Origin of the sequence: Streptomyces sp. NPDC126497, from assembly GCF_040302425.1 — a bacterium.
Lineage (GTDB): Bacteria > Actinomycetota > Actinomycetes > Streptomycetales > Streptomycetaceae > Streptomyces.
Window position 1 is genome coordinate 12,738 of sequence record NZ_JBEORT010000024.1, and the last position, 21,404, is coordinate 34,141.

25 protein-coding genes and 1 pseudogene are annotated in these 21,404 nt (G+C 74.5%); 20 read left to right on the top strand and 6 right to left on the bottom strand.

The window, feature by feature from the left end; genetic code table 11:
* The first annotated feature begins 43 nt into the window (after positions 1-43).
* Genes ABTY20_RS13760 through ABTY20_RS13800 form a run of 9 tightly spaced genes read left to right on the top strand, consistent with a single transcriptional unit; the run spans position 44 to position 4,948 of the window.
* Positions 44-478 (top strand): gas vesicle structural protein GvpA, encoded by a 435-nt coding sequence (locus ABTY20_RS13760; protein WP_149550888.1) that lies wholly within the window; start codon positions 44-46, stop codon positions 476-478.
* Positions 475-1,257, top strand: coding sequence for a GvpL/GvpF family gas vesicle protein (locus ABTY20_RS13765; protein WP_351997189.1), 783 nt, complete (start codon positions 475-477; stop codon positions 1,255-1,257). Before ABTY20_RS13760 ends, ABTY20_RS13765 begins: the two co-directional genes overlap by 4 nt.
* A 4-nt stretch (positions 1,258-1,261) precedes the next feature.
* The gene (locus ABTY20_RS13770) at positions 1,262-1,522 is read left to right on the top strand and encodes a gas vesicle protein GvpG (protein WP_351997190.1); all 261 of its coding nucleotides are present in this window, start codon (positions 1,262-1,264) and stop codon (positions 1,520-1,522) included.
* On the top strand, positions 1,519-2,100 hold the full coding sequence (locus tag ABTY20_RS13775) for a DNA primase (RefSeq protein ID WP_351997191.1): 582 nt from the start codon (positions 1,519-1,521) through the stop codon (positions 2,098-2,100). The genes ABTY20_RS13770 and ABTY20_RS13775 overlap by 4 nt, the downstream gene beginning before the upstream one ends.
* Entirely contained in the window at positions 2,100-3,329 is a 1,230-nt protein-coding gene (locus tag ABTY20_RS13780; protein ID WP_351997192.1) for an SRPBCC family protein, read from the top strand. Before ABTY20_RS13775 ends, ABTY20_RS13780 begins: the two co-directional genes overlap by 1 nt.
* Positions 3,326-3,667 (top strand): gas vesicle protein, encoded by a 342-nt coding sequence (locus ABTY20_RS13785; protein WP_073931262.1) that lies wholly within the window; start codon positions 3,326-3,328, stop codon positions 3,665-3,667. The genes ABTY20_RS13780 and ABTY20_RS13785 overlap by 4 nt, the downstream gene beginning before the upstream one ends.
* On the top strand, positions 3,664-4,443 hold the full coding sequence (locus ABTY20_RS13790) for a GvpL/GvpF family gas vesicle protein (protein WP_351997193.1): 780 nt from the start codon (positions 3,664-3,666) through the stop codon (positions 4,441-4,443). Before ABTY20_RS13785 ends, ABTY20_RS13790 begins: the two co-directional genes overlap by 4 nt.
* Entirely contained in the window at positions 4,440-4,628 is a 189-nt protein-coding gene (locus ABTY20_RS13795) for a gas vesicle protein (RefSeq protein ID WP_351997194.1), read from the top strand. The genes ABTY20_RS13790 and ABTY20_RS13795 overlap by 4 nt, the downstream gene beginning before the upstream one ends.
* Positions 4,625-4,948, top strand: a complete 324-nt coding sequence (locus ABTY20_RS13800; protein WP_351997195.1) for a gas vesicle protein K — start codon at positions 4,625-4,627, stop codon at positions 4,946-4,948. Before ABTY20_RS13795 ends, ABTY20_RS13800 begins: the two co-directional genes overlap by 4 nt.
* 62 nt (positions 4,949-5,010) lie before the next feature.
* Here ABTY20_RS13800 and ABTY20_RS13805 read toward each other — a convergent pair whose 3' ends face one another.
* Positions 5,011-5,832 (bottom strand): methyltransferase domain-containing protein, encoded by an 822-nt coding sequence (locus ABTY20_RS13805; RefSeq protein WP_351997196.1) that lies wholly within the window; start codon positions 5,830-5,832, stop codon positions 5,011-5,013.
* 147 nt (positions 5,833-5,979) lie between these two features.
* On the opposite strand from ABTY20_RS13805, the gene ABTY20_RS13810 reads away from it, so the two are divergent.
* Both ABTY20_RS13810 and ABTY20_RS13815 read left to right on the top strand, forming a co-directional pair.
* Entirely contained in the window at positions 5,980-7,599 is a 1,620-nt protein-coding gene (locus ABTY20_RS13810) for an ABC-F family ATP-binding cassette domain-containing protein (RefSeq protein ID WP_351997197.1), read from the top strand.
* Positions 7,600-7,988: 389 nt separating this feature from the next.
* Entirely contained in the window at positions 7,989-8,276 is a 288-nt protein-coding gene (locus ABTY20_RS13815) for a DUF6158 family protein (protein WP_351997198.1), read from the top strand.
* A gap of 15 nt (positions 8,277-8,291) precedes the next feature.
* Here the strand turns inward: ABTY20_RS13815 and ABTY20_RS13820 are convergent, their stop codons facing one another.
* The 3 genes from ABTY20_RS13820 to ABTY20_RS13830 all read right to left on the bottom strand — a co-directional run bounded on the left by ABTY20_RS13820 (position 8,292) and on the right by ABTY20_RS13830 (position 9,749).
* Positions 8,292-8,837, bottom strand: coding sequence for a type 1 glutamine amidotransferase domain-containing protein (locus tag ABTY20_RS13820; RefSeq protein WP_351997199.1), 546 nt, complete (start codon positions 8,835-8,837; stop codon positions 8,292-8,294).
* 21 nt (positions 8,838-8,858) lie between these two features.
* The gene (locus ABTY20_RS13825; protein ID WP_351997200.1) at positions 8,859-9,284 is read right to left on the bottom strand and encodes a CBS domain-containing protein; all 426 of its coding nucleotides are present in this window, start codon (positions 9,282-9,284) and stop codon (positions 8,859-8,861) included.
* 72 nt (positions 9,285-9,356) lie between these two features.
* Positions 9,357-9,749 carry a DUF2795 domain-containing protein gene (locus ABTY20_RS13830; protein WP_351997201.1) on the bottom strand — a complete coding sequence of 131 codons (393 nt, stop codon included), beginning with the start codon at positions 9,747-9,749 and terminating at the stop codon, positions 9,357-9,359.
* Positions 9,750-9,910: 161 nt separating this feature from the next.
* Between ABTY20_RS13830 and ABTY20_RS13835 the strand changes: the two genes are divergently transcribed.
* The 5 genes and pseudogenes from ABTY20_RS13835 (at position 9,911) to ABTY20_RS13855 (ending at position 14,169) form a co-directional block, all read left to right on the top strand.
* Positions 9,911-10,051, top strand: coding sequence for a hypothetical protein (locus ABTY20_RS13835; protein WP_351997202.1), 141 nt, complete (start codon positions 9,911-9,913; stop codon positions 10,049-10,051).
* 152 nt (positions 10,052-10,203) lie between these two features.
* Complete coding sequence (locus ABTY20_RS13840; protein ID WP_351997203.1) at positions 10,204-11,001, top strand: RNA polymerase sigma factor SigF; 798 nt, start codon at positions 10,204-10,206, stop codon at positions 10,999-11,001.
* A 138-nt stretch (positions 11,002-11,139) separates the two neighbouring features.
* Positions 11,140-12,042: a hypothetical protein gene (locus ABTY20_RS13845; RefSeq protein WP_351997204.1), complete on the top strand. Its 903-nt coding sequence runs from the start codon at positions 11,140-11,142 to the stop codon at positions 12,040-12,042.
* A gap of 103 nt (positions 12,043-12,145) precedes the next feature.
* Entirely contained in the window at positions 12,146-13,393 is a 1,248-nt protein-coding gene (locus ABTY20_RS13850; protein WP_351997205.1) for an aminotransferase class I/II-fold pyridoxal phosphate-dependent enzyme, read from the top strand.
* Positions 13,359-14,169: pseudogene (locus ABTY20_RS13855) on the top strand (MBL fold metallo-hydrolase). Before ABTY20_RS13850 ends, ABTY20_RS13855 begins: the two are co-directional and overlap by 35 nt.
* Here ABTY20_RS13855 and ABTY20_RS13860 read toward each other — a convergent pair.
* Positions 14,117-14,764, bottom strand: coding sequence for a DedA family protein (locus ABTY20_RS13860; RefSeq protein ID WP_502991806.1), 648 nt, complete (start codon positions 14,762-14,764; stop codon positions 14,117-14,119). The pseudogene ABTY20_RS13855 and the gene ABTY20_RS13860 sit on opposite strands and share 53 nt — an antisense overlap.
* Before the next feature lie 14 nt (positions 14,765-14,778).
* A complete protein-coding gene (locus tag ABTY20_RS13865; RefSeq protein ID WP_351997206.1) occupies positions 14,779-15,552 on the bottom strand; it encodes an MBL fold metallo-hydrolase in 774 nt (257 codons plus the stop codon).
* A gap of 135 nt (positions 15,553-15,687) precedes the next feature.
* Here ABTY20_RS13865 and ABTY20_RS13870 point away from each other — a divergent pair, with 135 nt between their 5' ends.
* The 4 genes from ABTY20_RS13870 (at position 15,688) to ABTY20_RS13885 (ending at position 21,314) form a co-directional block, all read left to right on the top strand.
* Complete coding sequence (locus ABTY20_RS13870; RefSeq protein WP_351997207.1) at positions 15,688-17,781, top strand: phage holin family protein; 2,094 nt, start codon at positions 15,688-15,690, stop codon at positions 17,779-17,781.
* 42 nt (positions 17,782-17,823) lie between these two features.
* On the top strand, positions 17,824-18,330 hold the full coding sequence (locus ABTY20_RS13875) for a hypothetical protein (RefSeq protein ID WP_351997208.1): 507 nt from the start codon (positions 17,824-17,826) through the stop codon (positions 18,328-18,330).
* A 126-nt stretch (positions 18,331-18,456) separates the two neighbouring features.
* Positions 18,457-19,518, top strand: a complete 1,062-nt coding sequence (locus tag ABTY20_RS13880; protein WP_351997209.1) for an ATP-binding protein — start codon at positions 18,457-18,459, stop codon at positions 19,516-19,518.
* On the top strand, positions 19,515-21,314 hold the full coding sequence (locus ABTY20_RS13885; RefSeq protein WP_351997210.1) for a vWA domain-containing protein: 1,800 nt from the start codon (positions 19,515-19,517) through the stop codon (positions 21,312-21,314). Before ABTY20_RS13880 ends, ABTY20_RS13885 begins: the two co-directional genes overlap by 4 nt.
* Positions 21,315-21,404 lie beyond the last annotated feature (90 nt).

Here is a 21,404-nt window from a genome sequence, read left to right on the forward strand (position 1 = left end):
CCGGACCCACATCCACACCCACAGACAAGGAGGGACAGCCGGAATGACAGTCGTACCGGCACAGCAGACCGGCGGTGGAGGCGGCAGCAGCGGCCTCTACGACGTGCTCGAGCTCGTCCTGGACAGGGGGCTCGTCATCGACGCCTTCGTGCGCGTGTCCCTGGTCGGCATCGAGATCCTCAAGATTGACGTCCGTGTCGTCGTCGCCAGTGTCGACACGTACCTCCGTTTCGCCGAGGCGTGCAACCGGCTCGACCTGGAGGCCGGGCCCCGCAAGAGCCCGGGCCTGCCCGAGATCGTCGGGGAGGTCACCGAGTCCGGCGCCCGCGGCAAGTCCAAGGGCGCGCTGTCCGGCGCCGCCGAGACCATCTCCGGCGCCTTCAAGCAGGCGCGCGAGGGCGACTCCGAGCGCGAGACCGAGTCGCGTCCGCGGGCCCGCAAGAGCACCGCCGCCCGTCGTAAGGAGGAACAGGAGTGAGCACCTACGTCTACGGCATCACGGCGGCGTCGCACCCGTCACTGCCCGAGGGCATGGGCGGCGTCGGTGATCCGTCGCGCCCGGTGCGCATCCTGCGCGAGGGCGAGCTGGCGGCCGTCGTCAGCGACGCGCCCGAGGGGCTGCGCCCCAAGCGCAGGGAACTGCTCGCCCACCAGAACGTGCTCAGCGAGATCGGCGCGGCCGGATGCGTGCTGCCCATGCGCTTCGGCAGCGTCGCCCCGGACGACGACGCCGTCACCGGTGTGCTCGCCGAGCGCGCCGAGCACTACCTGGAGCGGCTGCGCGCGCTGGACGACCGGGTCGAGTACAACGTCAAGGCCAACCACGTCGAGGACGCCGTCCTGCACCACGTGATGGCCGGGAACCCGGAGATCCGCGCCCTCGCGGAGGCCAACCGGAAGGCCGGGGGCGGAAGTTACGAGGACAAGATCCGGCTCGGCGAGATGGTCGCCGCGGCGGTCAAGGCCAAGGAGTCCGAGGACGGCGCCGCGCTGGAGCACGCACTGGAGGGGGTGGCCGACGCCGTCAGCGTGGGCCCCGAGTCCACGGGCTGGCTCGCCAACGTCTCCTACCTGGTGAAGCGGGAGGAGGCGGAGGAGTTCCTGGCCGTGGTGGAGCGGGTCCGCACGGACATGCCCCACCTCGAAGTGCGTCTGAACGGCCCGCTGCCGCCGTACAGCTTCGTCGAGCCCGGCCCGGCCGGCCCGGCCGAGCCGGCGGGCGCCGCGGCCGGCGGAACGGACGCCGAAGCGGGGTGACGACATGGGCCTGATCTCGGAGGTGCTGCTGCTGCCGTTCGCACCGGTACGCGGCAGCGGCTGGGCCATCAGGCAGGTGCTGAAGGAAGCGGAACGCATCTACTACGACCCCGCCACGATACGTGCCGAACTGGCCCGGCTGGAGGAGCAGCTGGAAGCCGGGGAGATCAGCGAGGAGGAGTTCGACCGTCAGGAGGACGAACTCCTCGACCGGCTGGAGACCGCGACGGGCACCGGTGCGGGGGATGGGACGGCAGGACAGTGAATCGAACGGGACTGGGCCTCGCGATCGGGGCCGGATATCTCCTCGGGCGGACCAAGAAACTGAAGATGGCCCTCGCCGTCGGAGGCTTGGTGGCGGGCAAGAAGCTGAACCTCAGCCCGCGGGTGGTCGCCGACCTGGTGTCCCAGCAGCTGCGGGACAACCCGCAGTTCAAGGAGGTCGGCGACCAGCTCCGCGGTGAGCTGCGGGGCGTCGGCAAGGCCGCCTCCGGCGCGCTGGTCGAGCGGCAGCTCGGCTCCCTCGCCGACCGGCTGCACGGCCGTACCGCCGACATGCGGGACCGGCTGGCGGGCGGCGGTCCGAAGGGCGACGCCGACGAGGAACACGCCGAGGACGCCGAGGAGGACACCGGGGCGGAGGACCGGGAGTCGCGGGACGAGGACGAGCCGGCCCCCGAACGGCCGGCCGGGAAGGCGGCCGCCAGGAAGACGCCGGGGAAGAAGGCCGCCCCCGCGAAGAAGGCGGCGGCGAAGAAGACGGCCCCCGCGCGGAAGACGGCCGCCAAGAAGACCGCCGCCGCCTCCCGCGGCTCCCGCACCGCGAAGGGAGGCGGTGAGTGATGGCCGAGACCCTCGGACGGGCCGGCTCCGCCGCACAGAACGGCGCGGCGAAGAACCCGCTCGCCGACGTGGCCCACAGCGAGGCCGCCGACCGGCTCAAGGCCGAGTTGCAGGACTACCTCGCGGCCCAGGCCACCCGGCTGCTGACCGGCCTCGGCCACAAGCTCGGCGAGACCACGAACAAGCTCAACGACATCGCCGAGGGCAACAGCCCGGGCTTCGCCAAGCTCGCCCTCGACGGCGGCCGCAAGATCGCGGAGGGCAAGGGTCCGCTGCGCAGCGCCGTCGAACTCGGCGCCTCACGCGCCAAGGACAACGTGATGGGCGCGCTCAAGGGTCTGGGAGGCGGCGGCAAGGGCAAGCGCAAGAAGTCCGCCGGCCAGAAGCCCACCGTCATCATGGAGTACGTCGACGTCGGTGTCCCGCTGCGCACGGCGTACGACCAGTGGACCCAGTACCAGGACTTCAGCACCTTCGCCAAGGGCGTCAAGAGCGCCAACAAGTCCGACGACACCACGTCGGACTGGCAGGCGAAGATCTGGTGGTCCAACCGCAGCTGGAAGGCGAAGACCACCGAGCAGGTCCCCGACGACCGCATCGCCTGGTCCTCGGAGGGCGCCAAGGGCACGACGAGGGGTGTCGTCTCCTTCCACCGCCTCGCCGACAACCTCACCCGGGTGCTGCTGGTCATCGAGTACTACCCCTCGGGTCTCTTCGAGAAGACGGGCAACATCTGGCGCGCCCAGGGCCGCCGCGCCCGGCTCGACCTGAAGCACTTCGCCCGCTTCATCACCCTCAAGGGCGAGGCGGAGGACAGCTGGCGGGGCGAGATCCGCGACGGCGAGGTCGTCCGCAGCCACGAGGACGCCCTCGCCGAGGAGCAGGACGAAGGCTCCGCCGAGGAGCAGGAGGAGCAGGAGGAGCAGGAGGAGCAGGAGGAAGGCCCCGCCGAGGAGGAGGGCGAGGCGCCGTCGGACGAGTACGACGAGGAACCCGAGGACGGGTACGAGGACGAGGCCGAGGGCGAAGCCGACACGGAACCCGAGGAGGAGTACGAGCCGGAGTCCGAGGACGAAGGAGCCGAGGACGAAGCAGCCGAGGAGCCCGAGGAGCCCGAGGACGGGTACGAGGAGGACGAGTACCCGGAGGACGAGGCCGAGGCTGAGTACGAGGACGAGGCCGAGGCCGAGTACGAGGACGAGCAGCCCGAGGGCCGGAGCCGCCGATGACGACCCCCAGCCGACTTCCCGAGCCGTACGGCCAGGGCAGCGGCGCCAATCTCGCCGACATCCTGGAGAGGGTGCTCGACAAGGGCGTCGTGATAGCGGGGGACATCCGCATCAACCTGCTGGACATCGAACTCCTCACCATCAAGCTGCGCCTCGTCGTCGCCTCCGTCGACAAGGCGAAGGAGATGGGGATCGACTGGTGGGAGTCCGACCCGGCGCTGTCCTCGCGCGCCCGGCGCGACGAACTGGCCAGGGAGAACGCGGAGCTGCGTGAGCGGCTGGCCCGGCTGGAGGAACTGGGGCTCGAGCCCCGCCGAGCACAGGAGGAGGGTCCGTGACCGGCCTGCGGTACGTCTACGCGGTCTGCCGTCCCTACGGCACACCGCTCCAGGCGCAGCTGACCGGGGTCGGAGGCGATCCGCCCCGGCTGCTGCCCCACCACGGCCTGGTGGCGGTCGTCAGCCACGTGCCCGAGGCGGACTTCGCCGAGGAGCCGCTGCGCGCGCACCTGGAGGACCTCGACTGGCTGACCGCGGTCGCCCGCGCCCACCAGGGCGTGATCGACGCGCTCACCACCGTCACGACCCCGCTGCCGCTGCGGCTCGGCACCGTGTTCCGCGACGACAGCGGAGTACGGACCATGATGGAGGCGCGCGAGGAGGGCTTCCTGCGCACCCTGGACCGGCTGGAGGGCCGGGTCGAGTGGGGCGTCAAGGTCTACGTCGAGTCGGACCGGACGCCGGAGGCTCCCGCCGCGCCCGCGGCGAAGCCGGTGTCCGGCCGGGACTACCTGCGGCAGCGGCGGATGCGGACGAAGGCACAGGACGATCTGTGGCAGCGGGCCGAGACGTTCGCGACCCGGCTGCACGAGACCCTTTCCGGAGCCGCCGAGGACTCCCGGCTGCACGCGCCGCAGAACCCCACGCTCTCCGGCGCCTCCGGGCGCAACGTGCTCAACGCCGCCTATCTGGTGCCCCGCGTGAAGTCCGAGGAGTTCGTGGAAGAGGTGGACCGCGTCAAGGACGACGCTCCCGGGATACGCGTCGAACTCACCGGCCCCTGGGCGGCCTACTCGTTCGCCGGTGAGGGGATCGCCGAGGAGGAGGGCCCGTGACCGTCGTCGAACGCCGCGAGATAGCCCTGGTGGACCTGCTCGACCGGCTTCTGGCCGGCGGAGTCGTCATCAAGGGCGACATCACGCTGCGCATCGCGGACGTCGACCTGGTCCGCATCGACCTCAACGCGCTCATCAGCTCGGTGAACGCGCAGGTCCCCTCGCCCTTCGAGGACTCGCCGTGACGGCCGCGTCCGACGGCGGGCGGCCCGTCGAGCCGCACGGCGGCCGGCGCACGAGCCTGGACCTCGAGCCGGACACGGTCGAACGCGATCTGATCAAGCTGGTGCTCACCGTGGTGGAACTGCTGCGCCAGCTCATGGAGCGACAGGCGGTGCGCCGGTTCGACGAGGGAGACCTGAGCGAGGAGCAGGAGGAGCGGGTCGGGCTCACCCTCATGCTCCTGGAGGACCGTATGGCGGAACTGCGGAACCGCTACGGGCTGCGGCCCGAGGACCTGAATCTGGACCTCGGGCCGCTCGGACCGCTGCTTCCCCGGGACTGAACCCGGGACCGAGCCCGGGGCCGGGCCCCGGTCCCGGGGCTTTGGCACCTCACCGACGTGGTTCAGTCCTCCTTGCGGCAGAGGACCTCGCCGTGCAGCACGCTGAACCAGCCGTCGTCCCGCTCGCCCCACTCCCGCCACGCCCCGGCCACGTCGCGCAGCTGCCGCCGGGTGGCGTGGCCGCCGCCGACCGCCCGCTCGGCGTAGGCCGACGCCACCGTGCGGTCCGCCCACAGGCCGCTCCACCAGGCCCGCTCCCCGGCGGTCGAGAAGGTCCAGGTGCCCGAGGTCGCGGTGACGTCCGTGAATCCCGCGGCGAGCGCCCAGGACTTCAGCCGCCGCCCGGCGTCCGGCTCGCCCCCGTTGGCCCGGGCCACCCGCCGGTAGAGGTCCAGCCAGTCGTCCATGCCCGCCGACGGGGGGTACCAGGTCATCGCCGCGTAGTCCGCGTCCCGTACGGCGACGAACCCGCCCGGCCTGGTCACCCGCCGCATCTCCCGCAGCGCCCCCACCGGGTCGCCCACGTGCTGGAGCACCTGGTGGGCGTGGACCACGCAGAACGTGTCGTCCGGGAAGTCCAGCGCGTGCACGTCCCCCACCGCGAAACCGGTGTTCGCCAGCCCCCGCGCGGCGGCGGCCGCCCGGGCCCGCTCCAGGATCCCCGGCTCCCGGTCGAGGCCGGTGACGTGCCCCTGGGGCACGAGCTCCGCCAGGTCCGCGGTGATGGTGCCGGGTCCGCACCCGACGTCCAGGATCCGCATGTGGGGCTCGAGCACCCCGAGGAGGTACGCCGCCGAGTTCTCGGCGGTCCGCCAGGTGTGCGAGCGCAGCACCGACTCGTGGTGGCCGTGCGTGTAGACGGCGGTCTCCCGCGCTTCCGGCATGACGAGCCCACCCCTTCCACTCTCGTAGGAGGAGACCGACACTACGCCTGTCAACCGAATGGTGAGACACGGATTTCACATGATGGACGGTCCTCCGGTCGGAAACCCGTTTGCCACCAGCGCCGACGACCCCGCACAATCCCCGTCATGGGTCATCTGGAAGCCGCGCACCTCGAGTACCACCTCCCCGACGGGAGGACGCTGCTGGGCGACGTCTCCTTCCGGGTGGGGGAGGGGGCCGTCGTGGCCCTCGTCGGACCCAACGGCGCGGGCAAGACCACCCTGCTGCGCCTCCTCTCCGGCGAGCTGAAGCCGCACGGCGGCTCCGTCACCGTCACCGGCGGCCTCGGCGTCATGCGCCAGTTCGTCGGCTCCGTACGGGACGACACGACCGTGCGCGACCTGCTGGTGTCCGTGGCGCAGCCCAGGATCCGCGAGGCCGCCCGCGCCGTCGACGCCGCCGAGCGCGCGATCATGACGGTCGACGACGAGGCCGCCCAGCTGGCGTACGCACAGGCCCTCGCCGACTGGGCCGAGGCGCGCGGGTACGAGGCCGAGACGCTGTGGGACATCTGCACCACGGCCGCACTGGGCGTGCCCTACGAGAAGGCGCAGTGGCGCGAGGTCCGCACGCTCTCCGGCGGTGAGCAGAAGCGCCTGGTCCTCGAGGCGCTGCTGCGCGGCACCGACGAGGTGCTGCTGCTCGACGAGCCGGACAACTACCTCGACGTCCCCGGCAAGCGCTGGCTGGAGGAGCGGCTCGCCGAGACCCGCAAGACCGTCCTCCTCGTCTCCCACGACCGCGAACTCCTCGCCCGCGCCGCCCGGAAGATCGTGTCCCTGGAGCCGGGCCCCGCGGGCGCCGACGCGTGGGTGCACGGCGGCGGCTTCGCCACCTTCCACCAGGCCCGGCGGGAGCGCTTCGCCCGCTTCGAGGAGCTGCGCCGCCGCTGGGACGAGAAGCACGCCCAGCTGAAGAAGCTGGTCCTGACGCTGCGCCAGGCCGCCGAGAACAGCCCGGACATGGCGTCCCGCTACCGCGCCGCCCAGACCAGGCTGCGCAAGTTCGAGGAGGCCGGCCCGCCGCCCGAGCCCCCGCGCGAGCAGGACATCAGGATGCGCCTGAAGGGCGGCCGCACCGGCGTGCGCGCGGTCACCTGCGAGGGGCTCGAACTCACCGGCCTGATGAAACCCTTCGACCTGGAGGTCTTCTACGGGGAACGGGTCGCCGTCCTCGGCTCCAACGGCTCCGGCAAGTCCCACTTCCTGCGCCTGCTCGCCGGCGACGACGTGGCGCACACCGGGAACTGGAAGCTCGGCGCGCGCGTGCTGCCCGGGCACTTCGCGCAGACCCACGCCCACCCCGAGCTGCTGGGCCGCACCCTCCTGGACATCCTGTGGACCGAGCACTCCCAGGACCGGGGCGCCGCCATGTCACGCCTGCGCCGCTACGAGCTGACCCTGCAGGCCGAGCAGACCTTCGACCGCCTCTCCGGCGGCCAGCAGGCCCGCTTCCAGATCCTGCTCCTGGAACTGCAGGGCGTCACGGCCCTGCTCCTGGACGAGCCGACCGACAACCTCGACCTGGAATCGGCCGAAGCCCTCCAGGAAGGCCTGGAGAGCTTCGAGGGCACGGTCCTCGCCGTCACCCACGACCGCTGGTTCGCCCGCTCCTTCGACCGCTTCCTGGTCTTCGGCAGCGACGGCCGGGTCAGGGAGACCGCGGAACCGGTGTGGGACGAACGCCGGGTGGAACGAGCGCGTTAGGGCCTCTCGTTTGGATCATGTCGGCGTCGCGGGGTTTGGCACGCGCATCTGCCGCGTTGTCGTCAGTTGCCAACGCTCCGCTTTGGCGCCCTCCTCCGCCTTGCATCTGCACGCACCAAGCCCCGCTCGGGTCGGCCACGACGCACCGTCGGTCGCGGCCGACCTGATCCAAACGAGAGGCCCTAGGAGGCGTCCCGCGGGTCACGCCCGGCGAGCGCGCCGGCGATCTCCGCGGCGTCGTGCCCCCGGGCGCCGGGAAGGGGCGGCGTGGACGGAGGCCCGGGGGCCGGCCCGTCCGCGGGGCGGACGCGGGGGGGCGAGTTCCACGGTTCCCTCCCGATTGCCGTTCGAAGTGGTGCCTGTGCGGCCCGGGCGGGTACCCGGGCCGCATGAACGCACACGACGAGCGGGGTGCCACGATGACCGGAGTCGAGCCGGACCGCCTGGACGACCAGCAGCTCATGAAGGAGCTGGAGACCATCCACCGCACGCGCCACGACACACTGCTGTACGGCTCCAACGACGCGCTGCGGACCCACAACGAACGGATGGCCCAGCTGGAGGGCGAGTACCTGCGCCGCAACCCGCACCGTCCGGTGGCCCCGGGCCGCACGCGTGAAGGTGCCCGGGAGCGGGAGGCCGCGGACACCGCGACACCCACCACCCCGGGCACCTGACCGGCCCCGGGTCCGCTACCCGGCCGTCTCCGCCGTGAACACCTCCAGGTAGGTCTCGCAGAAGGCCTTGAGGTCGTCCGGCTTGCGGCTGGTGACCAGCTTGTTCGGCCCGTGGTCGCAGACCTTCACCTGCTCGTCGACCCAGGTGGCGCCGGCGTTGCCCAGGTCGGTCCGCAGGCTGGGCCAGCTGGTCAGCACCCGGCCCCGGACGACGTCGGCCTCGATGAGGGTCCAGGGGGCGTGGCAGATCGCGGCGACCGGCCGGCCCTGCTCGAAGAAGTCCCGCACGAACGCGACGGCCTTGTCGTCCATGCGCAGGAAGTCGGGGTTGGCCACCCCGCCCGGCAGCACCAGCCCGTCGAAGGCGTCCGCCGACGTCTCGCCGACGACCTCCTGCACGGGGAAGGTGTCCGCCTTGTCGAGGTGGTTGAACGCCTGGATCTTCCCCGCGCTCGTCGACACCAGCACGGGTTCGTGACCGGCGTCCACGGCCGCCTGCCACGGCTCGGTCAGCTCCACCTGCTCGACGCCCTCGGGCGCGCTCAGGAACGCGATGCGCATGATGGTTCCACGTCCTTTCTCTCAGCTGTTCTCGTCCGGCTGTGCGCGGCTGATGCCGGCCAGGGCCGAGCCGGACCCCCGTGCCCCGGCCAGGTCGCCCAGACTCACCAGCCCGACCGGCAGACCGCCCTCGACCACCGGGATCCGGCGTATCGCGTGCTCACGCATCAGGGCGACGGCCGAGGACACCGGATCGTCCGGAGCGAGCGTCAGCGGGTCCCGCGTGCACACCGAGCCCACGCTCACCCCGAGCGGATCCGCGCCCCGGGCGACCGCGCGGACCGCGATGTCGCGGTCGGTGAGCACGCCGACGACCCGCTGTCCGTCGGCCACCACCACGTCACCGATGTTCTGGGTGCGCATCAGTCGCGCCGCCTCGACGATCGAGGCGTCCGGGCGCACGGCCACCACACCCGGGGTCATCACGTCCTTGACGAACTCGGCCATGGCCGAGGGCCTCCCTCCGGTCCCGACCGCCCGGGGCGCCGCGGGCCCGCCGCGGTGCCCCGGACGGACCGGTCATGCGGTCTCCGTCTCCCGGGACCGGGTCAACGCCTCGGCCAGTTCCTGGACGCTGCCGTAGCGGGCCTTCTGCGGCAGCCGCTCCAGTGCCTCGATGAGCGTGTCGGGCGCGTGCCGCCGGTCCAGGGCGCGCATCAGCTGGCGCGGACCCGCGGGGAACGCCCCGCGGCCCAGGATCCTGGCCAGTTCCAGCCGCACCGACTCCAGTGACGTCGGGCCGCGGCTCGGTGTCACCGGGCCGTGCGCGACCTCGGGGTCGTCGTCGGCGAGCGGCTCCGGGTCGTGCCACTCCTCGGTGCGGGTGGGACGCCCGGACCGCAGCAGGCCCTGCAGTTCGTGCTTCATCTCGTCGTCCCGGTGGACGCTGAGCCGGTCGCTGCCTCGCTGCATGTCTCCCTCCAGATCCCTCGGGGTGCGCACCGCGTACCCGGGGAGCGGAGGGCGACACCGGGTCCGGCCCCCGGATCGTCCCGGCCGTCCGGGTTTGGCCGCCGGAGGGCGGGAGACCCGATGCCCCACGCCCCCCACGCGCCTCCCGGAAAGGACAGGCCATGGCGGTGCTCGCCGTGCTCCTCCCGCTCCTCATGCTCGGCGTGGTCCTGGTGCTGGGCTGCTACGAGGATCTCCTGCTGCCACCCGTACCGTCCGAGGCCGATCCCGCCGAACCCCGGCTGGGAAGTTTGGGACGGTGAGGCGGGGGCAGGCGCACCCCCAGTGCTTCGGACAGGAGGCACGTCCGTGGCAGCGGTGTCGTGCCGTCCCGGGCGCGCCCGTCCCCCGGCCGGTGCGCTCGCCACGGTGACCGTCCGTCCCCGAGCACCCTCCGAGGGAGCTGCGACGCGCCATGCCGACCCGAGCGACCGCGAAACACCCGCACGACGACGCCCCCGACACCGCGGCCGCCTTCCGCGGGCTCGCCGCACTGCCCCCCGGCCCGGAGCGCGACGGGCTCCGGGCCGGGATCGTCGAGGCCTGGCTGCCCATGGCCCACCGCCTCGCCGGACGCTTCCGCAGCCGCGGCGAGAGCTACGACGACCTGTGCCAGGTCGCCGCGCTCGGCCTGGTCAAGGCCGTCGACCGCTACGACCCCGAGCGGGGCAACGCCTTCGAGAGCTACGCCGTGCCGACCGTCACCGGTGAGATCAAGCGGCACTTCCGCGACCACATGTGGACCCTGCACGTACCGCGCCGGGTCCAGGAACTGCGCAACCGCGTCCGGCACGCCTCCCAGGACCTCTCCCAGACCGTCGGCGGCCACCGTCCCACCGTGGCCGAGATCGCCGAGCACACCGACCTGAGCGAGGAGGACGTCCGTGCCGGCCAGGAGGCGCTGGAGAGCTTCGCCGCGCTGTCCCTGGACGCCGAACTGCCCGGCACCGACGACGGCTACTCGCTCGGCGACGCCCTCGGCGCGCCGGACCCGGCGCTGGACACCGTGGTCGACCGCGAGGCCGTCAGGGAGCGGCTGGCCGCGCTGCCCGAGCGGGAGCGGGCCATCCTCTACATGCGGTTCTTCGACGACATGACGCAGAGGAGCATCGCCGAGGAGCTGGGCATCTCGCAGATGCACGTCTCCCGCCTGATCAGCCGCTGCTGCGGCCGGGTGCGGGACCAGGTGATGGAGGACGACGAGGAGCGGTGACGGGCGTTCACCCGCTCGGGCGTGCCCGGTCCCGCCAATGGTGTCCGGCGGCGCGCGGCGCGGCGGCGGTGGCGCTGTGATGGCTGTGGGGGCGTGACCGAACGCCGTGCCCCGCCGTCGCTCGAAGGAGCCCGCACCATGCGCCGCACCGCCCGCGTCCTGTCCCTCGCCGCCGCCACCGGCGCCGTCCTCGCGGTGCTCGCGCCGGCCGCGTCAGCGGGCGGCGCTCCGGACGACGCGGCGTCCTGGGGCGCCGCGTCCGGCCCGCCCTGCCCGCGGCCGGGCACGCACGCGCGGGAACCGGACACCCCCGAACCCGCCGGGCCCGGAGCGGCCGTGCCCGAGGACACGGTCCCGGACGAATCCGGCATCGGTCCCGGCACGGATGCCGAGACCGATGCCGGGCTGGACGCCGGACTCGGCGCGGACGCGGAGCCGGATGCGGATGCCGGGCTGGACGCGGACGCGGAGCCGGATGCGGACGCCGGACTCGGCGCGGACGCGGATGCCGAGCCGGACGCGGACGTCGGGCTGGATGCGGATGCGGACGCGGACGCGGATGTGGACGCCGAGCCGGACGCGGACGCGGATGCCGGGCCGGACGACGAGCTCGGTGCGGAGGCCGGGACCGGGGCCGGGCCGGACGACGGGCACGGTACCGACCCCGGAGCCGGTGCCTTCCCCGACGCCGGAGCCGGCCTCGGGGCGGAGATCCCCGCCCCCCAGGGGAGCGGCGTCGCGGCCGCGGGGGCCGTCGGACCGAAGGCCCCGCAGCCCGAGCCCACCGCGCCCGGGCACCCTGCCCCCCGGCCCACCGCGTCCTGGCCCCCCGGCCCCGAGCCCACCGGTTCGAAGGGCACCGGGTCCGAGGGCACCCCCTGCCCCAGCGCCCCCGCGCACCAGGGCGTCCACGCCGGCGGGGGCGGCGCCTTCACCGACTCCGTGCCCGCCCTCACGGCCGGCGGTCTGCTGATCGCGGGCGCGTTCGGCGCCGCCGGACACCGCGTGTACCGGGACCGCACCGCCCGCGCGGACGGCTGACGCCCGCCACCCATGGCACGCGCCACGCTGGGTACTGACTCTCCCGGAGCACGAACGGGTGCCGGCCACGGCATCCGGCAGCAGGGACCGCGCGGAGGTAGGGATGCGGCGGACGGACCCGGAAGGCCACGGCCCGGTCCGGTTCGGGCCGGTACTCCCCGAGGACGGGCTGCCCGTCCTGCCCGAGCTGTCCGCCGTGCTCGCCGCCGCGGCCTCCCGCGGCGGCGTCGAACCGGTCGGCGGCGGGCCCGCCCTGCTGGACGCGGCCTGCGGCTACGGCGACCGGCGCGGTCTGCCCGCCGCCCCCGACCGGGTGGCCGTCGCCCCCGGCGCCCCCGCCCTGCTGGTGGCGCTGACCGCCGCCCTGGGCGGCGACGTCCTGGTGCCCCGGCCCTGCGCCGCCTGGTGGGTCCCCTACACCCGGCTGCTCGGCAGACCCGCCTTCCCCGTGCCGACCCCGGCCGAGAGCGGCGGCGTCCCGGATCCGTACGCGCTGCTGGAGACCGTGCGCCGGGTGCGGGCCGAGGGCGGCGACCCCCGGCTGCTGGTGCTCTCCGTCGCCGACGACCCCACCGCCGGCGTCGCCCCGCCCGAGCTGCTGCACGAGACCCTGGAGGCCGCCGTCGCGGAGGGGCTGCACCTGGTCAGCGACGAGACCTGGCGCGACACCCTGCACGACCCGCACGGGACCGTGCTGCTCAGCCCCGCCGAGATGCTGCCCGACCGGGTCACCGTGGTCACCGACCTGGCCGGCGCCCTGCTCCCGCCGGGCTGGCCCGCGGCGGTGGCCCGCTTCCCGGCCGGCGAGGAGGGCAACGCGCTCCACGCGCGGGTGCTCGACGTGCTCACCGCGCTCGACGCACGCGTCGCCGCCCCCGTCGCCGCCGCGGCGGTGTACGCGCTGTCCGAGCCCGAACCGGTCACCGCGCGCGTCGCCGACACGGTGCGCCTGCACGCGCGCGTGGCCGCCGCCGCGCACCGCGCGGTGGTCGCCGCGGGCGCCCTCGCCCGGCCCCCGTGCTGCGGCCGGCACCTGTACGCCGACCTGACCCCGCTGGTCCCCGCGCTCGGCGCGCACGGCGTCGGCGACGCCCAGGAACTGGAGGACTTCCTCACCGCCCGGCTCGGCATGCCCGCCCCGGGCGGTCACCGCTTCGGCGACGAGCTCGAGGCACCGCGCGTACGGCTGTCCACCGCCTCCCTGCTGGGCGACACCGCCGAACTGCGCGCGGAAGCGCTGCGTTCCCCCGATCCCCTGGAACTACCGCAGGTGCGAAGCGCGTTGACCCGACTGGCCGCGGTCCTCGACGATCTCCGTGACGACGCCCGGCGAGGGGGTTCCCCCCGATGACGCGGCACCCCGAGCCGGTCGCCCCGCCGGCCGCCCCGCGATCCGGCGCGGAGGAGGCCGACGGCCCGCCCCGGCCGCACCCCGTCCGCCCGCCGAACGCCGGGTGTGGCCCCGCGCCTCCCACGACCGGCCGAGGCCCCCGCTGCCCGGCCTGAAGGCCTTCGTCCGCTTCGCCCGCGGGGGCTCCGTGCGCCCCGCCCCGGACGGCCTCGCCGACGCCCGCCGGCCGCTCCGCGTGGACGACCGCACGATCGCCGTCACCCGGGCGGGACACGCCGGCCGGGTGCCGCGGACCGGCGGGCTCACCGCGTTCACCGACCCGGTCCGGTTCCGCCGCGTCCCCGGCGCCCCGGCCCGGATCACCCCCCGTCGGCGTCGCCCGGGAGGACCTGCCGCGGGTGGACGCGGTCGTCATCGGCCACCACCACGGCCACCTCGACGCCCCCGCCCTGCGCGGGCTCCCGCGCGACACCCCCTGTTCGTGCCGGCCGGGCCCGCCCCCCTGGTTCCACCGCCGCAGGTCCACCCGGGTCACCGAACCCGACCTCACCCCGACGCCCGTCGGCGCCTGCGAACCCCGCTGGCGGCCGGCCGACGTCCACCGAGGCCCGAAGGAGGCGGTCCGCGCCGCCTGGAAGGAGGCGGGCCCGCCCCGCGGGCACCCGGGGGGCCTGCCGGTGGGAGGCTCCCGGATCCCGGTGCGGCCGGGGCCGTCACCGCGCCTCACCCCGTCGCCGTCCCCCGCATCCGCCGCCACAGGCCCGGCGCCACACTGACCAGCACCGTCAGCACGACCGCCGCCAGCACCCCCTGCCACGGCTCCCCGAACAGCGAACCGCCGAGGACCCCGATCAGCTGGTACGTCGCCGCCCAGGCCAGACAGGCCGGCAGATTGCCCCGGACGAAGCGCCGCACCGGCCACTTCGCGACCAGACAGGCCAGCATCACCGGCAGCCGCCCGGCCGGGACCAGCCGGGACAGCACCAGCACCGCCACCCGGTGGTCGGCGAGCTTCTCCTGCGCCTGCGCCAGCCGGTCCTCCGGGGCGCGCTCCCGGATCGCCTCCAGCCAGCGGGAGCCGTTCTTCGACGTCATCCCGCGCCGCCCCAGCCAGTACAGCGCCACGTCCCCGAGGAACGCCGCCAGTGAGGCCGTCGCGAACACCAGCGCCATCGAGAACGGCGCCGCCCGGTGGAAGGCGACCACCGCCGCCGAACTGACCAGCGCGCCCGTCGGCACCACCGGCACCAGCGCCCCGATCAGCACCAGCAGGAACAGCGAGGGGTAGCCGACGGCCTGCTGGGTGAACTCGGGCGCCGTCACGGGCAGCGCGGCCGCCGGCGACAGCGTCGCACCGGCCGCCCGGCCCACGGCGGCGGGACCTATCACCGCGGGACCTCCAGGCGCACGCGCTCCCCGTGCCCCAGCCGGTGCACCGACGCGCCCGGCGCGTGGCGGGCGGCCAGCCGCTCGAACTCGTGCCCCGGCGCGTGGAACTCGTGCGGGCGCACGGCGTCCATCCCGATCGGCCAGTACGTGCCGTAGTGCACCGGCACCGCGCTGGACGCCCCCAGCCGGGCGAGCGCCTCGGCCGCGCGCCCCGCGTCCAGATGGCCCTCGCCCAGGTACGGCCCCCAGCCGCCCACCGGGAGCAGCGCCACGTCGACCGGCCCGACCTCCTTGGCCATCTCGTCGAACAGACCGGTGTCCCCGGCGAAGTACGTCCGCGCCTCGCCCTCCAGCACGTACCCGAGGGCGGGGGAGCGGTGCGGCCCGACCGGCAGCCGCCGCCCGTCGTGCAGCGCGGGCACGGCCCGTACGACCAGGCCGTCGACCCTCGTCACATCGCCGGGCGCCACCTCGCTCACGTCGAGGTGCGCGAGCCGGCGCAGCCCCGGCACCGCGCGCGGCGCGCCCCGGGGCACGAGCAGACGCGTGCCCGGGGCGAGCCGGGCCAGCGACGGCACGTGCAGATGGTCGGCGTGCAGGTGGGAGACGAGGACCAGGTCCGCGTGCCGGGCCTCGGCCGGCGGCACCGCACCGCGCCGGCGCCGCAGATGGGCGAGCCGGCGGGTGAACAGGGGGTCGGTGAGCACCCGTGTGCGGGAGTCCTCGACCGTGCAGGTGGCGTGACCCCACCAGGTGACCTCCACCGGCACTCCCCCGCCTCCTTCGCGCGACTCCCCGAAGCCTACGCGCAGGAGCGGGACCGGTGGCGGAACCCGGGGACGAACCACCTGTTCCGGACGGTGTGGCAGGGTGTAGGGGGGCCGGGACCGGCCGGGACGTGAGGTGTGCGGGGCGTGGGCGGCGGACGGTGGCGACGGGTCGCCAGTCAGATCGGGCGGAGTGTCACCGTGTGGGCGGTCTCCACGCTCACCATGCTGCTGCTCGCCGGGATCCTGCCGGACTTCCGGCTGCGCTCGGCGGACGGCGACAGCGCCACCGACATCGCGGTCACCGCCGCCCTCGGCGCCGGCGCCTTCGGCCTGCTCTCCGCGCTGGTCTGGCCGCTGCTGGTGCGGCTGCTGCTGCTCGTGCCGGCGCTCGTCCTCGGCCTGCTGGTGTTCTTCCTCAACGGCGCCCTGCTGTGGCTGGCGCTGCACGTCACCCCGGTCGAACGGGGCGCCGCCGCACCGGAGACGGCGGTCGTGGTCGCCGCCGTGATGTCCGCCGTCGCCTCCGCCACGGGCGCCGCCCTCGCCGTGCGCGACGACGACGCCTACCGCCGCCGCCTCTACCGCCTCGCCCACCGCAGACGGGGTTCCGCCCCGCCCTGCCCCACCACCCCCGGCACCGTCTTCCTGCAGTTCGACGGCGTCGGCCACGACGTGCTCCTGGACGCCGTCGCCAAGGGGCTGATGCCCACCGTCGCCCGCTGGCTCGGCACCGGCACCGGCGGCGACCGCCCCTCCCACCGCCTCACCCCCTGGCGCACCGACTGGTCCAGCCAGACCGGTGCCAGCCAGCTCGGCATCCTGCACGGCAGCAACCACGACGTCCCCGCCTTCCGCTGGTACGAGAAGGCCCGCCGCGAGGTCATGGTCTGCAACCGGCCCACCAGCGCCGCCGAGCTCCAGGCCCGCGCCATCGAGTACTCCGGCCACGCCGGACTGCTCGCCGACGACGGCGCCAGCCGCGGCAACCTCTTCAGCGGCGGCGCCGGCGAACAGGCCCTGGTGCTCTCCATCGCCACCCGCCGCCGCGACCCGGCGGCCCGCTCCCGCGCGGGCTACTTCGCGTACTTCTCCGACCCCGCCAACGCCGTGCGCACCGCGCTGTCCTTCGTCGCCGAGGTGGGCCGGGAGATCGGCCAGTCCACCCGGGCCCGGTTCCGGGGGCAGCGCCCGCGCGTCTCGCGCGGCGGGCTCTACCCGTTCGTGCGGGCCTTCGCGACCGTCGTCGAACGGGACGTCGTGGTCGCCGCCGTGACGGGCGACCTGCTGGCCGGCCGCACCTCCGTCTACGCCGACCTGGTCGCCTACGACGAGGTCGCCCACCACTCCGGGCCCACGAGCCGCGACACCGACAAGGTCCTCCAGCGCCTCGACCGCGCCCTCGCCCTGATCGCGAACGTCGCCGAACACGCCCCCCGCCCCTACCGGATCGTCGTCCTCTCCGACCACGGGCAGAGCCCCGGCGAGACCTTCCGCTCCCGCTACGGCCTCACCCTGGGCGACCTGGTGCGGGCCGGCTGCGGGCTGCCCGTGCCGCGCCGCGCCCGGCACACCCACAGCGGCGCCGAGGCCCGCGCCGCCGTCCGCGCGGCGCTGCGCCGGCCCGTCGAGGAGGGCACCGAGCAGTACCGCCCCTCCCGCGGTTCCGAACCGGTCGTGCTCGCCTCCGGCAACCTGGGCCTGGTCTCCTTCCCCGACGTGCCGCACCGGATGACCAAGGAGGAGATCGACGCCCGCCACCCCGCGCTGCTGCCGACCCTCGCCAACCACCCCGGCATCGGCTTCCTCCTGGTGCGCAGCGAACGCCACGGCGGGCTCGTGCTCGGCGCGTACGGCGCGGAGATCCCGCTGGACGAACTGGACGACAACCCCGGCCCGCTGGCCGCGTTCGGCCCCGGCGCCGCCGACGCCGTGCGCCGCACCCACACCTTCCCGCACACCGCCGACATCATGGTCAACTCCTTTTACGACCCCGCCGACGGCGAAGTCCTCGCCTTCGAGGAGCAGATCGGCTCCCACGGCGGCCTCGGCGGCGCCCAGTCCCGCCCCTTCCTGCTGTCCCCGCTCGCCCTGTCGGCGCCGGTCCCCGACGGCACGGAACTCGCCGGCGCCGAACAGGTCCACCGGGTGCTGCGCCGCTGGCTGACCGAGTCGGGCGAGGCGGACGAGGCGGGCCTGCCCGCGGCCCCGGACCGGGAGCGCGCGGCCTGAGCGGCCGTTGATCCGCCCGCGGCGGTCGCGGATGATGGCGCGATGAACCAGGACGCCGCGTACACGCTGGACGAACTCCGGAAACTGGACCCGGCGGTGCGCGCGGACGTCCTGTGCGTCCTGGACCGCGTCGTCCGGGACCTCCCCGCCCACTGGAGGCGCCGCACGGGGGTGCCCCAGCTCATGGTGTTCCTCGACGGTCACGGGGACGCCCGGACGGAGCGGACCGGCCTGCGGGAGCTGGCCCGGCACGGGTTCCTCGACGAGTTCCACCGCTGGGTCCGCGGGGTCCCGGCGGAGAGGGCGCAGGAGCACGGCTGCGCCGCCCTGGTGTACGGCGACCGCATCCACGCGAGGATCAACCGGATCGGCCCCTTCGGGTCGCCCCGGTTCGCTCCGGACACCCGCGTCCACGTCCAGGTGGCGCACCGGGACCTGCGGATGGCGCCCGGCTTCTCGTTCCCCTTCGGGACCGGGGGCCGGCTCTTCCCGCGGCTGGTGTTCCACGACTGGGTGCCCGAGATCCTCGACCGTGCCCGGCTCCGCTGAAAACGCGTTGCCCGTCTCCGCGGGACGCAGTTCACTGGACCCGGCGCCCGTCGTGCCCCGTGTGCTCCGGCCCGACGCCGGCGGTGCGCGCCCCCTCGACCTCCCCCGGATCCCAGGAGCCCTTGCGTGCAGGCAGCCGTCACCGTCACTCCCTCCCGCATCCCGGAGCTGCTGCTCGGTCTCGCGACCGTGCGGCCGGTGTTCCTCTGGGGAGCGCCCGGCATCGGCAAGTCCTCCCTGGTCAGGGAGTTCGCCGAGTCGCTGGGACTGGAGTGCGTGAGTCTGCTGGGCACCCAGCTCGCCCCCGAGGACCTGATCGGCGTCCCGCAGATCCGCGACGACCGCTCGGTGTTCTGCCCGCCGGAGGCGATCGCCCGCGACGAGCCGTACTGCCTGTTCCTGGACGAGCTCAACGCGGCCACCCCGGACGTGCAGAAGGCGTTCTACTCGCTGATCCTGGACCGCCGGATCGGCGACTACGAGCTGCCGAAGGGCTCCATCGTCATCGGCGCCGGCAACCGCGCCACCGACAACGCGCTCGCCCGCCCCATCGCCTCCGCACTCGTCAACCGCCTCACCCACGTCCACCTGGAGGCGTCCTCGAAGGACTGGCTGGCGTGGGCGGCGGACCACGGCATCCACCCGTGGATCACCGACCACCTCACCGACCGCCCCGACCACCTGTGGTCCAGGCCGCCGAAGACCGAGGAGCCGTTCTCCACGCCCCGCTCCTGGCACATGCTCTCCGACGCGCTGCACTCCTTCGGCCGCGACCTCGACGAGGACACCCTGAAGGTCCTCGCGCACGGCACGCTCACCCCCGCCCACGCCACCGCCTTCTGCGGCTACGTCAAGATCGTGCGCAGCCGGTTCGGCATCGACGCCGTCATCAAGGGCGACGCCCGCTGGCCGCACCGTCCGGAGGACCGCGACCTGCTCTACTACCTCGCCGAGTCGTTCCGCGGGCGCCTCGTCAAGGAGCTCCCGGCGAGCAAGGAGCACATGTCGGCGAACGGCCGGCAGACCGCGTACCGCGCCAAGTCGCTGCTGGTGCAGCTCGCCGAGATCTCCGTGGAGGTCGCGCAGACCGTCATCGCCCCCGACGGCGACGGCAACCCGGTCCTGCCGTCCTGGTTCCTCGTGGAGGCGGCCCGCGACATGCCCCGGCTGGTGGAGGCGCGCCGGTGAGCCGCGCCCGCGCGAAGGGGCCGAAGAAGCGGGACCTCGCGCAGGAGGCGTTCGACGCGGGGCTGCGGCTGGTGCGGGCCAACCCGGCGCTGGCCGCCGTCGACTTCGACGTCTGCCGCCGGGAGGACTGCGAGCTCGCGCCCCGCGACGGACTGGTGCGCGTGGACTCCGAGGCCGTCCTGCACGCCCACCCGGACCGCATGGCCGACCCGGAGGACTGGGCGTGGGCCCTCGCGCACGCCGTCCTCCACCTCGGCTTCGGCCACGTCCCCGCCGCCGAGGGCACGCGCGAGCAGCCCGACCGCTGCGAGCTCGCCGCCCGCTGCGTGGTCGTCGACCGCTTCCTGCTCGGCTTCCCCGTCGGCAGGACGCCCGACCACCTGCCCGCCGCCTACCCCGACGGCGACGAGGAGCGGCTCGCCGCGCGCTGGCGCCGGGACGGGGTCCCGGCCGTGTACGAGCGCTGCGGCACGGCGGGCGGCGAGGCGGACCTCTTCCTCCTGGAGTGGCGCGGCTGGTACGGGCAGCCGCCGGACCACCAGCTCGCGTTCGCCACCGCCCTCACCCGCACCGTGTCCGCCGCGATGGACATGGCGGCCGGCCGCCTCGACAGCCTGGACGGCAAGCCCGCCCCACGACGTCCCTGGGAGCGGGCGCTCGGCTGGTTCGTCTCCTCCTACCCGCTGCTCGGCGGCATCGCGGCCGGCATCACCCTGGTCGCCGACGCCGAACTCGCCCGCGCCCACGGCATCTCCGTCGCCGCCGTCGACGCCGGGGCGGGCGAGATCTACGTCAACCCGCTGCGGCGGCTCGACGACGAGGAATGGCGCTTCGTCCTCGCCCACGAGATGCTGCACGCCGCCCTGCGCCACGGCGACCGCTGCGGCGGACGCGACCCGTACCTGTTCAACGTCGCCTGCGACTACGTCGTCAACGGCTGGCTGGAGGAGATGCGGGTCGGCACCATGCCCGAGGGCCTGCTGTACGACAAGGAGCTCGCCGGACTGTCCGCCGAGGAGGTCTACGACCGGATCGCCGGCGACCTCCGGCGCACGCGCCGGCTGGCCACCCCGCGCGGCAAGGGGCTCGGCGACGTCCTCGGCGGCCCCCTCGGCCCGCCCCGCGACCCCGTCGACCTCGACGGCTTCTACCGCCGCGGCCTCGCCCGGGGCCTCGACCTGCACGACCGGCAGGAGCGCGGACTCCTGCCCGCCGGACTGGTCCAGGAGATCCGCGCGCTCAGCCACCCGCCGCTGCCCTGGGACGCCCGGCTCGCCCGCTGGTTCGACGAGTTCGTGCCGCGCCCCGAGCCCCTCCGGTCGTACGCGCGTCCCTCCCGCCGCCAGGCGTCCACCCCGGACATCCCCCGCGCGGGACGGTACTTCCCGCCCGAGGAGATCGCCCGCTGCACCTTCGGCGTCGTCCTGGACACCTCCGGCTCCATGGACCGGGTCCTGCTGGGCAAGGCGCTCGGCGCCATCGCCTCCTACGCCGAGGCCCGTGACGTACCGGCGGCCCGCGTGGTGTTCTGCGACGCGGCGCCGCACGACGCGGGATACGTACCGGTCACCGAGATCGCGGGGCGGGTGCGGGTGCGCGGCCGGGGAGGCACCGTGCTCCAGCCCGGCATCGACTTCCTCCAGCGCGCCGGCGACTTCCCCGCCGGCGCGCCGATCCTGGTCATCACCGACGGCTGGTGCGACGTGCTGCGGGTCCGGCGCGAGCACGCGTACCTGATCCCGCGGGGCGCACGGCTGCCGTTCACCGCGAGGGGGCCCGTCTTCCGGGTGAGTTGAGCCGTGATGTGATCGGATAGGGGCGGGCACCCGGTGATCCGGACGCCCGGACAGAGCACCGCCGGACACACGGCCGGACATTTTCGAAAG